We start from the raw sequence: 13,184 nt of genomic DNA, 5'->3' as shown, positions 1-13,184 counted from the left end.
CCTAGGAAAGGCAACTCCTACCCCATCCTTAACTGACAACAGAGGTAGACTTGATCCTTTGCTTTTTTCCGTCTGTAGGGAAACAGACGGGTCATGTACACACAGGAGGGTGTGACTATGATTATCAATCACAACGTGAGTGCGCTCATAGCGAAACGGGCACTTCAAAATACCAGTCGGGACATGGACAAATCCATGGAGCGTCTTTCTACGGGCATGCGTTTAAACCGTCCCGGAGATGATGCTCCTGGTTTTGCAGTTTCGGAAAAATTAAGAAGTCAAATCAGAGGACTCGGTCAAGCAGAAAGAAATGCACAAGATGGTTTGTCATTTCTTCAGGTGACTGAAGGATCTCTAGAACAAGTCAACTCCATCTTACAAAGATTAAGAGAGCTTTCCGTCCAATCATCTAACGGTATCTATTCAAACGATGACCGTAATTTGGTTCAATTGGAAGTCTCTCAGCTTGTAGAAGAAGTGGATCGCATAGGTAAGACTGCCGAGTTCAACAGCATTCGTCCATTAGATGGTCGTTTTTCTCGTGCATCTAAAAACCCTATGTCGTTTCAAGTTGGAGGGAATGCTGGCGAACGTATTGATGTCTACATCAATACGATGAGCGGATCATCGCTAAAAATAAGCGGTGGTACGGATCGACTAACGCTATCTACTCCCGACAAAGCAAGCGGCTCTTTGAAAGTGCTAGACGAGGCGATTACAAAAGTGAATCGATTGCGTTCGGATCTAGGAGCTTATTACAATCGCTTGGATTTAACTATGAAATCACTTAGTAATAACTATGTGAATCTTGTTTCTTCGGAATCACAAGTGCGTGATGCGGATATGGCTATGGAGATGGTAGAGTATTCAAGAAATCAAATACTCACCAAATCAGGTGTAGCAATGCTCGCTCAGGCAAATGTGAGACCAGAATCTGTCGTAAAATTACTAACAGACAGATACTAAGCAAAGGCAGGGGGTATTTTTATCCCCTGTTTTCCTTGAATTCCTCTTGCCTGGGAGAGAATCCTTTCGCAAACTGCAAAAAACCTTAGGAGTTTATCTCGTGAAACAAATTACAGCTATAATAGCGACTATTTCTTTATTTTCATCCCTTGCTTGTGGCCTTTCTGATAATACAAAGCGAATGATCGCTAGTATTTCCGTTGGCTGTGCCGTTGGACTTGCCGTCGGTGCCGTGTATGACGAGTCTCAACGTAAAAAAGATACGAAAAACAAAAGTAACGATTTCCAAAGACAAATTAAAGAATCACTCACTCGAGAAAAGAAAAAACCGCAAAACAAAGGTAAGATCGTTGGTCTTGGTGCCGGATGTCTTGCTGGAGTGGGAGCTGGTTTTTATTTAAATACAATGTATGATAACATGAACGAACAGCTATCCAAAGACGGCATTGCGCTTGAAAAACAAGTTGGTTCCAATGGCGAAACAGAAGCCCTTCTTGTAAAAATGGATGGTGGCATTTCCTTCGAAGATGGGAAAGCCGATCTGAAAGGAAAAGGAAAAGAAAACATTGATAAGTTAGCTGAAGCACTTGCTGCCTATCCAGAAACCAAAGTAAACATTTCTGGTCATGCAAACAAAACTGGTGCAGAAGATGTAAATGTAAAACTATCTCAAGGTCGCGCGGAGACTGCTAAAAAAGAAATCGTTGGTGCAGGCGTAGAAGGCACACGAATTTCTTCTGTTAAAGGTTACGGATCGACTAAACCAGCAATCGTTGGTGGAAAGGAATTAAAGCCAGAAGATGGTGCGAACAGACGTGTGGAAGTAGAGATTGTCCCTGCGGCATAATCGTTAACACGAAAGGTATAGGAGCCAGAATTCAAAATCGAATTCTGGCTTTTTTTTTACATTCCAAGTCCTGGAAACCCACCCATTGCCTGCATCTGCTTTGCGGCACCAGCTTGTGCTTCCTGTAAGGCTTTGGTATAGGCCTCTTGGATTGATTTTTCCAGTAGGTTTTTATCTTTTTTCTCGATCAGTTCATCTTCGATCTGAATCGATTTCATAGTGAACTTTCCGTCCAAAGTAACTGATAATAGCTTGTTCTTCGCTATTCCGACGAAATTTAGATTGGCAAGTTCCTTTTCCATTGTTTTCACTTGCGACCGCATCTTTTTCATCTTCTTTAACATTTCAAATTTATTGCCACCGGCTCCACCGAACATAAATACCTCTAATTCACGGAATTACCATTCAAACTAATTTTAGAGGCCTAGTTGGCAATTGAAAAATAGCTTCGGTCAATTGCCCACCTTCCCTAGCCGATACTTACTATATGATCCATCCTGATGCCCCCTGGAAACGAATTTGGGATTTGCTCATCTTTTTCGCGATCACCTACTTTGCCATCGAAGTTCCGCTTCGTATCGTTCTGCATTATAAAATTGGTGCGGAAGTTGCTCTTTATGAGAGGATCATCCAGCTCTTCTTTATGGCCGATGTGGTTTTAAATTTTCGAACCAGCTATTTTCAAGAACGTGTCCTCATCACCCAAGAAAGGAAGGTTGCCATCCGTTATCTTTCCTCTTGGTTTCTAATCGATTTCCTTTCAGCATTTCCGTTTGATCTTTTTGGAGGTTTTTTTTATCAATACTTTGGACTAACAGATACACTGCGAATCCTTCGACTCCTCAGAGCAATCAAGGTATTTGAACTTTTTAGATCCTTACGCCTTCTCGCTATGGGTGGCAATGAGGAATACCAATATAAAGCCTTGGAAGTCATCAATCCCATCACCTTTCGTCTAACGTTTTTTATCTATTGGACAGGGCTTTTTGCACATTGGGTGGCGTGTGGTTGGATCAAGCTCAATCCTATGTTTCTCGCGGACAAAGATGGGACAACCAGATACATTCGATCTCTTTATTGGTCCGTGACGACACTCACAACAATAGGTTATGGTGATATTGTTCCAACTACCAATATTCAGACGGTATATACCATGTGTGTGATGATTGTTGGTGTAGGCATCTACGGTTATGTGATTGGTAATATTTCTAGCATCTTATCCAACGTAGATATAGGTAGAGTCAAGTTTCAGGAAAAATTAGATACCATCAATGCCTTTCTAAAATATAAAAAAATTCCGAACCATCTATCCAATCGAATCAGAGCCTATTACATAAACCTTTGGGAATATCGTCATGGAATTGATGAAAAAGATATCTGGCAGGAATTGCCTACAGCGATAAAAATAGATATCTCCTTATTTTTACATGAGAGATTGATCTCCGTGGTTCCCTTCTTCCGAGAAGCAACTGAGGAATTAAAACGAGAAGTTGTCCAGGAATTGAAACCAATGGCATTTATGAAAGGAGATCTCATTTTTCGAGAGGGTGACGTTCCACATAACATGTATTTCATTGCAAAAGGCCGCGTAGATATCATTAACGAGGAGTCGGGAAAAACACTTACCACTCTACGGGAGGGAAGCTTCTTTGGAGAGATGGCTCTTGTCGACGACGGCTTAAGAACCGCCTCAGCTCGTGCTGCTAGTTTTTGTGATCTCTATACTTTGGCAAAAGATAGCTTTGAACTCGTATTACAGCACCATCCTTCTTTTGCCAGGTCCGTGAAAGAAATGGCACGACTTAGAAAAATCGAAAGCAAGATGAAACTCAAAAATTATAAAGTTAAAAGGCGAGCTTAGACTGACTAAAGGAACGGAAAACGATTTTCTGGATCAACCAACCTGATGACTTCATCGGCAAGTTGGTCAAAGGCATGCCAGGTATTCGTACCTTTTTTTAAGAATTCATTTTTTTCCGTTTTTGTCTTAATCGATTCCGATTTTGGGATTTCGTTTAAAGTCGGAATTTCTTCGATGGCTTTCAATTTTTCCAAAATTTCTCGGTGTTTTTTGGAAGCTCCAAAAAGACAAGGTAAAAAGGAGGTCTGTTTCCGAGCCGTAAAAAGTGTTTCCGTTTCCGTAATTTCATCTAACAAGAGATTAACGGCACGTATCGCCCATTTGCTAGGGGTTACGGGAATCAGGACTAGATTTGCAGAATAGAGAGCACTCGTTAGTTCAAACTTCGCCGAACCAGGAGTATCGATAACTACGTATGCATATTGATTTTTTACTGAGTCGAGCCCACGCTTCAATGACTCAGATAAAAACAAAGGATCTTGTGTGATACGCACCAGCTTTGAGAGGCTAAGAGTTGCTGGGATAATGTCAATCGGAGTCTTTCGAATGATCACTTCCTCAATTTTTGACCGACCCAAGAGGAGAGTCATGATGTTATGAATTTCTAACTGATCCAAAGATTCATTTGGAAGAAAAAAGTCCGTTAAATCAGCCTGCATATCCATGTCGATGACTAAGGTCTTGCCTCTGCGAGACAGTGCTTCTGCAAGATGTATGGCTGTTGTGGATTTGGCACTTCCTCCTTTGATATTGGAAACAGTAATGACTTTCATTCCGTCTTATTTTACTCGGTTTAGGAGAATTACCAAGAATTTTTTTTTGAATTTTCCTTGGTCTTCCTTTACGATTCATAAATCTATGACATACAATATGGCTTATAAGGTTAAATTTAGAGTTTGGGATAAATCGACAAAGGAATTTAGTACCAAAGGGTATTCGCTGACCCTTGATGGAAAGCTTCTTCGCCTTGGGCAACCAGTTCAGAATGAAGACAATTACGTTTTACATGCTTTTACAGGACTCAAAGATAAATACGACAAAGAATTGTATGAGGAAGATGTCATCGAGCACACGATTGCAAAGGGCGGAAACTTAACCCAGGAAGTTGGCGTGATTTATTATAACAATGAGCATGCGGCCTTTTACATTCAGAACGGACTCCCTCTTGCTCAACTCTTTTCCATTCGAAAGGTGGGGAATCCATACGAAAATCCGATTCTCTTTGATCTTTACAAAAAAAAATAATTTCCTCTTTCTTATACTTCTAGTTGTGAGTTCCCCATGTTTTGGACTCACATTAGAGGAAATCTGGACACTTCTCCAAAGATCAAAGGAAGAATACCAATTAAAGGACAAATCCCCCACTTCACCTAACTTTATATTTGGTTTTGAGGGTCCGCAGACTGTTACGAAAGAAGCGGTAAGCCATGAAGTTTTTCAGTTTTGTTTTAAATATTTAGAAAAGTATCATCCTACTTATACATCCGTAAGACATCGAAACCACATCCGGCAATCCTTGAATGATTTTTATGGGGAACAAACATTTCAGAATTTATTAGGAAAAACTTCGATTACTTGTCATTCAAATCTTTTGGATGAGAATGGATTTATCAAAATCGATTTCTATTCGGATCGAAAGATATTTATCCCGTATAAATGGGATTATACAAATAAAGAAGGACTCCTTTATCTATCAGAAGAGGCAGAACAAAGAAATGGTAGGGTGGATTCAGTTACGCTTTATGCAAATGCCAATTGTAAAAAGGAAGTAAGGAAAGATCGGAACGGATATGGAGGGATTGATGAATGGTGGCTATTTGATCGATGTAATCTTGTACGAATCGAATACGATGAAAACGAGAATGGATTTAAAGAAAGAACCTGCCTGTATGATGGAGGAAAGTTACTCTCTTGCAATGGTGTCGGCGAAGTTGAGGAAAAGAATGCACGTCTGGCACTAGCACTCGGCGATACAGACAGTGCCCTACTTCATTTTACGAAGGCAAATGCAGAAATCAAAAAGGAATTTGATAAACCTTCCTTTAAATCTTGCATTTTCCTCCAAGAGATGATCAGTCTTGAATTTCAGAAAAAAGATTTTTCCTCCTTTGCTCGAGATCTTGATGAATTTCTAAGTATCCCTCAATGTGAGAAATCCTCTCTCGACATTCTAATTTATAAGGGTTATTATTTACTATATTTGTCAAAAAATTACAAGGAAGCAAAACATATCTATCGCAAAGCTTCCGAAGAATATTTCAAAGCTAATGGAGAAGAGAATCCAGAACTGATCTTGAACCTCTCCTTTGCAGAATATTCCGATAAAGACCCGCTCTCCTGTATCGCAAGTCTAGAAAGGTTACGAGAAAGACGAATGCTGCATTTTGCGCGGTTCTATTTTTTTTATTACAGGGCTTCCTGCAATCAAATGCTTTTTAAGTACGAAGAGTCCATTGAAGATTTCAAAAAGGCATTGGTTAAATCCACGAGTGATGAATACCATCCCTTGATCCAATTCAAAATAGCAAATGCGTATTTTCATCTCGATAAAAAATCAGAAGGAACTCCCCTCCTAATCCAAGCTCTTCAGAAAAATTTGAATTTGATCTCCCTGATTCAGAATGATCCTCTTTACTCAGATTTTTTTGATTCCACCACTGGCAAACAGTTCGTTTCAAAATATTACTTGAACCAAAAACAAAAGTAAGAAACGCTAAAAATTGGTATGGAGCAAAGCCCGGAATGAAAAATTTTACGACACTGAACGATGTATTTTATTATGCGAAAAACCATTATGCATCAAAGGATCTATTCTTAGCAAAAGATAATAATAAACAATTTGTTGGTACTTCGTTTGGAAATGCCTTCCGCAGTGCAGAAAACGTAGGACTCGCCTTATTGCAGTTTGGACTTAAGCCTGGTGACAAAGTCGGTCTTATGGCAGACAACCGCACCGAATGGGCGATAGCTGATATGGCCGTTCTTTTGAACGGTGCCGTTGACGTTCCGAGAGGATCAGACTCCACTCCGCAAGAGATTCAATACATACTTGAACATTCTGAGAGTAAATATTGTTTTGTGGAGCATGAAAAACTATACGATGCTCTCAAACCGATTCTGCCCCAAACGAAAGTAGAAAAAGTATTTATACTCGATCCTAATTTCAAAACCGCTAAAGACAATGTCTACCCTCTTCTAGATTTGATCAAAATGGGAGAGGAATACAGAAAAAATCTACCGTCTCTCGAACTTAGAGCAAAACAAGTGAAACCAGATGATCTATTTACCATCATTTATACTTCAGGCACAACAGGAATGCCAAAAGGAGTGATGCTAACACACCAAAATATGGTATACAATATCCTCAAAGTTCCACCGAAAGTGGGTCTGATGCCAGGCGACAGAGCTCTCTCCATCCTACCTGTTTGGCATATATTTGAACGAGCCATCGATTATTCTTTGTTATCTGAAGGTGCCAGCATTGCTTATACGAACATTCGTGATCTAAGGGACGATTTTGGAAAAATCAAACCTACGTTTATGGCTTCCGCTCCGAGACTTTGGGAAAATTTATATCTTGGAATCAAACAGAAGTTAGAAAAGGCGCCTGAGACGCGTAGAAAACTTTTTGAATTTGCCTATGACGTTTGCAAACGATGGAAAGATGGTACAGATTATCTTTCGGGCAATAAACTAATGACAGTAGAAGAAAACCCTTTTGAAAGAGCCCGCAACACTGCCATCGCCCTTGCTAATTCTATCAATTTGTTTCTGCCGGCCAAGATCTTAGACGGTCTCGTATTCTCCAAGATCCGCGATGTTCTCGGTGGTGCCCTGCACGGTACAATCTCTGGGGGTGGTGCGCTCCCTTCTCATGTGGATGAATTCTTTAATGTCATAGGCATTCCTGTTTATGAGGGATATGGCATGACAGAATGCTCCCCGATCATCTCGGTTCGTTCTGTCGGCAAGGTCATCCAAGGAAGTGTAGGCTTCTGGCCAGATGGAACCTCTGTTAAAGTTTTAAATGAACAGGGAGAACCAGTACCAAAAGGAAAGATGGGCGTGATTCATATCAAGGGACCACAGGTGATGAAAGGCTATTATAAAAACGAAGAGGCCACGGCCAAAACATTAAAAGATGGCTGGATGAATACAGGCGATTTGGGTTTCATTTCGTTTAACGACACTCTTTCTGTACGTGGTCGAGTCAAAGATACCATCGTGCTACTTGGCGGAGAAAACGTCGAACCAGTTCCCATCGAAAATCTATTACTTGAGAATGCCATGATCAATCAGGTAATCGTTGTTGGTCAGGATCAAAAATCTTTAACATCTCTTATATGGCCAGACATGGAACGTATGAAAGAAGCTGGATTAATCTTCAAAGAAGGAGAAGATCTAAACCAAAATAAAGAAGTCAAAACTTACTTTCAAAACATCATCAAACAGCAAGTATCATCTGAGAATGGTTTCAAATCTTTTGAAAGATTGACTGATTTTAGATTTTTACCGAAAGCTATGGAAGTTGGAGATGAGATCACTAACCTTTTCAAAATGAAACGAAATGTCATCCATGATAAATACAAAGACTTAATTGCTTCCATGTATAAATAAAAGCTCAAAGGCCTTTCAATATCTTAGAGAGTACTTCTTCAAGATCATTTGAAAGGTCTTTTATTTTTAGAAGTCGTTCGATTTCTAATTTTGCGATTTCTTTCGGTTTTTCAGGTTGTAGCCTGATGGATTGGAATAATTTTCCTAGATTCGCAGCGATTTGTGGATTGATATAATTTAATTTCTCAAGGGCCGCTCCCATAAATAAATACCCGCTTCCATCCAAATGATGAAAGGATCTCGGATTTCTAGCAAATGCACCCAGCAAAGCACGGACCCGATTCGGATTCTCGAAGCGAAACTCTGGTAGCTTTGACAGCGATTCTGCCCGTTCACGCGCATTTTTGCCGTAAGATACTTGAGCTGAAAACCAATAATCCAAGACCAAGGGATCAGCTTTCCATTTTTCATAAAAATCTGCAACACTCCTTTCCCGATTTGAGCCTTCGCCTTCGCATAAAAATCGAAGTGAGGACAACTCTTCACTCATATGTTTAGCATTCCTTTGTTGGATCAGAGCCTTCTCAGACATCTCATCTCTGATATTTCCAATGTGCAATAAATAGGATAGAGAGAGATTTTTTAGTCTTCGTTTACCGATTTCGAGTCTGGACTGGATGGGAATTGTCTCAGAATTTTCATCATAGAGTGCTTGGAATTGGTCTTGATAACGCATAGCAATCAGACTTATTAATTTTTCTCTCAACGAAAAAATGATCTCATAATCATAACATTTCAGTACATCCGCTATCTGCGTCAAACTTGGGACATTGAGCAGATAGCTTAAGAAGTCTTTTGCGATTTTTTCTTTCTCGCGGAAAATCTCGTCCAAAATTGAAAAAAGATCCAGGGTAGCACCAGGAGAGTCATTTTGAAATTGTTTCCTGAGGGTTTCAAATATAACTTCTTGTAAGGCGAAAAAACGGGAAACACCCTCTGATTCATACTTGGCTAAAAAACTATATTCACGAATGTTGCGATCAATGTGGATCTTAATGGGTGCAGAAAAACTTCTTTGCAAAGAAATGATTGGTTTTGAACTAAAATTTTTCCAATTCCTTTGGAATGATTTTCCTTTTACTTCAAGTATTTCTTCGTGTTTTATTTTCCCTTCTTCCGTGAAAAGTGCCACGGACATCGGAAAGCTGAGACTCAATGCCTCAGCATCCATATCAATAAATTCTAGAGAATAATCACCTGTCGTATCATTCCAGATTTCATTGATTTTAAAATTTGGAGTACCTTTGCGATGGTACCAGTTTCGAAACAAATCTAGATTTTTTTTGCTCACGAATTCCATTGCAGAGATGAACTCTTCATAAGTAACACCCTGGCCATCGTATTCTTTTAAATAATGGCTTAGCCCTTTTTTAAAAGTTTCTCTTCCGATGAGAAGGCTAAGCATCCGAATCACCTCAGCCCCTTTTTCGTATACAGTGACCGTATAAAAATTATTCATTTCTACATAAAATTTTGGAAGGATTGGATGAGAAATCGGCCCCGCATCTTCAGCAAATTGATGCTCTTTTAAAAACAAAACGTCTGCAATTCTCTTTACACTGGCATCTGTTTTATCCTCTGTAAACCACTGATCCCGAAAAACTGTGAGTCCTTCTTTAAGCGTTAGATTGAACCAGTTTCTAAGTGTTACACGATTGCCTGTCCAATTATGAAAATATTCATGCGCAACAACACCGAGAATGGATTCAAATGTCTCATCGGTTGCGGATTTTTTATCCGCCAAGACGAGTTTTGAATTAAATAAGTTTAAGCCTTTATTTTCCATGGCCCCCATATTAAAATCATCAACGGCGACGATCATAAAAAGATCGAGATCATACTCAAGTCCAAAGGTTTCTTCATCCCAACGCATGGCTTCTTTCAAGGAAGTCATCGCAAATTCGGTCTTTTCAATATTCTTTTCATCTACAAAGATACGTAGCTCAATTGCTCTTCCTGATGATGTTACAAACCTATCACTGACATGCGCTAAATTTCCAGCGACCAAGGCAAATAGATAACTTGGTTTAGGGAATGGATCAAACCAAACCGCCTCATGTTTTCCATTTTCTAATACCCTTGTTGAGATCAAATTTCCATTGGACAACAGGATTGGATAGCTTGACTGATCACCACATAACGTCACAGTAAAGATCGAAAGATTGTCTGGTCGGTCGATGCAATAGATGATCTTACGAAATCCCTCGGGCTCATTCTGCGTACATAACATTTTACCTGAATGATACAATCCTTCCAAGGCTGTATTCGATTTTGGGGATATGGAATTTTCGATGAGAAGAGTAAAATCCTTAGCGGGAGGTTTAAAAAGTTCCAAACCCAGACTGGTAATTCGGTATTGATTTGGCTCACAAAGTAGACCATTCACGCGAACAGAAATGAGATGAAGGGATACGCCATTTAAAAAAAGAGACGGGAGTTCTGGAACAAAACCAATCTCATTGAAATGCACCTTGTATTCTGCTCTAACAAGTGTTCTCTCTATATCCAGGTCAAACCGAAGGGCTATTTCAGGAGTGGTCCAAACAGGGGGAGCATAATCCTCTAGGCGATGGACCTTGGAAGAGATATCGGAAGAATTCATCCTCCCTCTATCTCATAGGAGTGAAATCAGAAAAGAGAATTTTACTGTTGCCTTTCTTTTCTTTTGTCCTCGGCAAAGGTTACTTTAAGGCTGCGACCATCCACTTCTTGGCCATTCATTTGGGTTACGGCGTCCGAGGCAGCCTCGTCTGTCGCATAGGTTATGAAGGCAAATCCTCGGAAATTACCCGTTTCACGGTCATGGATCATTTTTAGATCTTGTATCGCGCCATAAACAGAGAATATCTGTCGTATATTTTCTTCTTTTAGGGTAAATTTAAGATTACCTACATAAATTTTTTTAGAAATCATCCGAGCCTCGTAAATAAAATTCCACTTCCCTTTCAGAATGGAACGGCTAGAGTAAAACCGATTTTGAAAATATGTCAACTGCAAATATTTCTTGCAAAAAGCCAAAACGACAAAAACATTCGATTCGGCAAACAGCGAAGTGCAATCGTCAACGTAACAAAAGAAAGGCCAAATGAACGAAAAATTAGAGTTTCAGGACCATAAACAAAAAAGTAGCCAGGTCGCAAGATTCATACTGGTATTCTTCTCACTTGTTTCGATTGCGATTTTTATTCCTTTCGTGTATTCCTTGTACACCGAAGAAAACGGGGAACCAATTGTAACTTTCATTCTGATACCTGTATTTCTTGCGTTTGCACTACTTCCGCTTCTCCTCGTTAAGCTAACACTTGGTAAATCAAAACAAACTATATTCCTTCCTAAAGAAAATAAAGTTCAATTTTTTGAAGGGAAAAAACTAATCACAGAATATGACTTTGGAGGCATTGCCTCACTCAACCAATCTCGCTATTCCTACACGGTAAAAACTAAAAATGGATCAAGAACCGTTGTCGTCTTTACAATCATCTCACCACAGCTACCTGAACATATAATAGCCGAATCGACTGATTTTTATCTTGCTCGTATACAGGGAGAATCCATTGCCAAATTACTTGAAATTCCAATCCTTAGTGAGCAAGGGGAAAAACGGGAATTTCATGAATTAGACTTACCTTTCCATAAGCGGTCTCATCCAGAATATGATCAATTTACCCAACCTAACTTTACATCCGAAAGTGATCTAGTTTGGAAGGACAGTGGGACTGCCTACGAAATCATCTCAAGTTATAATCCCTTGCTTTTTAGAATTGTGGGCATCTGTCTCTCAGTGGCACTTTTCTTATTCCTCCATCTGGCGCTCGGTGAGGCCACAAATTTAGGTATCTTTTGTTGGGAAACCTTTCCGCCAACAATCGCAGAGATCATTTTCTTTGGTGTCGTCACAATCCTATCCTTGATTCCTTTTGGATTTGTCTACTATCATGGACACCGTCACAAAAGCATCCTAATGACAAATGAGGGTATTTTTGAGAGAAAGGAATTTATTTCCTATAGTGACCTAGAAGAAATCATTTTGAACGATCATGAATTGTTGCTGATCGGAGATAAAAAACAACTTAAAATTTCCCTTTATCTATTTTGTAAAAACGAGGATTTCCATGCCGTAAAACAAGCAGTTATCTATGGTGTACTTGCGAAAACGAACGGAGGAGCCAATAGCTCATTTGCTAAATTTACTACGGAGTTTTAAAAACCAGCTTCAAATCGAGGGGATTTATTCTATTTTTTCATAGAACTCAATATCTCCCGTCACCAGGGAAATCTTTTTTGTTTGCTGGAAACTGTTTGGCATTTTTCCACCAAAGGAATGGTAGGTGATTACTTTTGTCCCCCTTGGAAGCAAGGACAGTCGGTTCTTAACGCGAATCAAATCCAGAGTGAATTTCTGGAGTCCTTTTTCCATTTGGTCATCGATTTCGTTTTTTGCCGTGAGGCTCTCGTAGAATGGATTATAAAAATATAAAACATTGTAATTTGACCAATCTAAAGAAATCATCTCTCCTAATTTGAATTTTACATTTTTCGTCTTCAAATCCTTCTGAACCGATTCCGCAATTTCGAATAAATGTTTCCTTCTTTCAATACCGAAAAAAAGAGCATCAGATAGCAAACTAGAGACAAGACAAAATTTGCCAACTCCAGAACCGATATCTAGTATGCGATCCTGCTTTGTAAACTTCATATGCCTATGGATCTGTAGAATTACATCCACAGGAGTCCATTGAACGGCCGATAACTGTTGGATCTTTTCTGGATACAAAGAATCGAAGTCAGCATCAGTAATCTGTATTTTTTTTTGAATTTTATAGGTTAGAGTATCAATACTAAGGGAGTTAAAAGATTCTTCCTTCTTCTTTGAGAATAAACTCATAGTTTGAT

Annotated in this window: 12 protein-coding genes; 7 read left to right on the top strand and 5 right to left on the bottom strand. The window is 39.4% G+C overall.

What is annotated here, in order from left to right:
• The first annotated feature begins 117 nt into the window (after positions 1-117).
• Positions 118-966: a flagellin N-terminal helical domain-containing protein gene (locus tag EHQ58_RS02335; protein WP_135621730.1), complete on the top strand. Its 849-nt coding sequence runs from the start codon at positions 118-120 to the stop codon at positions 964-966.
• A gap of 100 nt (positions 967-1,066) precedes the next feature.
• Positions 1,067-1,813 (top strand): OmpA family protein, encoded by a 747-nt coding sequence (locus tag EHQ58_RS02330; RefSeq protein WP_135621729.1) that lies wholly within the window; start codon positions 1,067-1,069, stop codon positions 1,811-1,813.
• 56 nt (positions 1,814-1,869) lie between these two features.
• On the opposite strand, the gene EHQ58_RS02325 is transcribed toward EHQ58_RS02330, so the two are convergent.
• On the bottom strand, positions 1,870-2,190 hold the full coding sequence (locus EHQ58_RS02325; RefSeq protein ID WP_135621728.1) for a YbaB/EbfC family nucleoid-associated protein: 321 nt from the start codon (positions 2,188-2,190) through the stop codon (positions 1,870-1,872).
• Between the two features lie 110 nt (positions 2,191-2,300).
• On the opposite strand from EHQ58_RS02325, the gene EHQ58_RS02320 reads away from it, so the two are divergent.
• Complete coding sequence (locus EHQ58_RS02320) at positions 2,301-3,674, top strand: cyclic nucleotide-binding domain-containing protein (protein WP_135621727.1); 1,374 nt, start codon at positions 2,301-2,303, stop codon at positions 3,672-3,674.
• Positions 3,675-3,679: 5 nt separating this feature from the next.
• Here the strand turns inward: EHQ58_RS02320 and EHQ58_RS02315 are convergent, their stop codons facing one another.
• Positions 3,680-4,447: a ParA family protein gene (locus tag EHQ58_RS02315; RefSeq protein WP_135621726.1), complete on the bottom strand. Its 768-nt coding sequence runs from the start codon at positions 4,445-4,447 to the stop codon at positions 3,680-3,682.
• Between the two features lie 46 nt (positions 4,448-4,493).
• Between EHQ58_RS02315 and EHQ58_RS02310 the strand changes: the two genes are divergently transcribed.
• From EHQ58_RS02310 to EHQ58_RS02300, 3 genes are read left to right on the top strand one after another with little or no spacing between them, the layout of a single operon-like run.
• Positions 4,494-4,919 carry a YopX family protein gene (locus EHQ58_RS02310; RefSeq protein ID WP_246047065.1) on the top strand — a complete coding sequence of 142 codons (426 nt, stop codon included), beginning with the start codon at positions 4,494-4,496 and terminating at the stop codon, positions 4,917-4,919.
• A 25-nt stretch (positions 4,920-4,944) separates the two neighbouring features.
• A complete protein-coding gene (locus tag EHQ58_RS02305; protein ID WP_135621725.1) occupies positions 4,945-6,381 on the top strand; it encodes a tetratricopeptide repeat protein in 1,437 nt (478 codons plus the stop codon).
• 35 nt (positions 6,382-6,416) lie between these two features.
• Positions 6,417-8,291: an AMP-dependent synthetase/ligase gene (locus tag EHQ58_RS02300; protein WP_135621724.1), complete on the top strand. Its 1,875-nt coding sequence runs from the start codon at positions 6,417-6,419 to the stop codon at positions 8,289-8,291.
• Between the two features lie 4 nt (positions 8,292-8,295).
• Here EHQ58_RS02300 and pepN read toward each other — a convergent pair whose 3' ends face one another.
• Together pepN and EHQ58_RS02290 are read right to left on the bottom strand one after the other, a co-directional pair.
• Positions 8,296-10,893, bottom strand: a complete 2,598-nt coding sequence (pepN, locus tag EHQ58_RS02295) for an aminopeptidase N (RefSeq protein ID WP_135621723.1) — start codon at positions 10,891-10,893, stop codon at positions 8,296-8,298.
• A gap of 41 nt (positions 10,894-10,934) precedes the next feature.
• Entirely contained in the window at positions 10,935-11,204 is a 270-nt protein-coding gene (locus EHQ58_RS02290) for an RNA recognition motif domain-containing protein (protein ID WP_135621722.1), read from the bottom strand.
• A gap of 172 nt (positions 11,205-11,376) precedes the next feature.
• Here EHQ58_RS02290 and EHQ58_RS02285 point away from each other — a divergent pair, with 172 nt between their 5' ends.
• Positions 11,377-12,495 carry a hypothetical protein gene (locus tag EHQ58_RS02285; RefSeq protein ID WP_135621721.1) on the top strand — a complete coding sequence of 373 codons (1,119 nt, stop codon included), beginning with the start codon at positions 11,377-11,379 and terminating at the stop codon, positions 12,493-12,495.
• Between the two features lie 24 nt (positions 12,496-12,519).
• Here EHQ58_RS02285 and EHQ58_RS02280 read toward each other — a convergent pair whose 3' ends face one another.
• Positions 12,520-13,176 carry a methyltransferase domain-containing protein gene (locus tag EHQ58_RS02280; protein WP_135621720.1) on the bottom strand — a complete coding sequence of 219 codons (657 nt, stop codon included), beginning with the start codon at positions 13,174-13,176 and terminating at the stop codon, positions 12,520-12,522.
• Positions 13,177-13,184 lie beyond the last annotated feature (8 nt).

The organism is Leptospira ognonensis (assembly GCF_004770745.1).
Taxonomy (GTDB): domain Bacteria; phylum Spirochaetota; class Leptospiria; order Leptospirales; family Leptospiraceae; genus Leptospira_A; species Leptospira_A ognonensis.
Note: the sequence above shows the minus strand (reverse complement) of the source record. Positions and strands in the feature narration are given on the sequence as shown.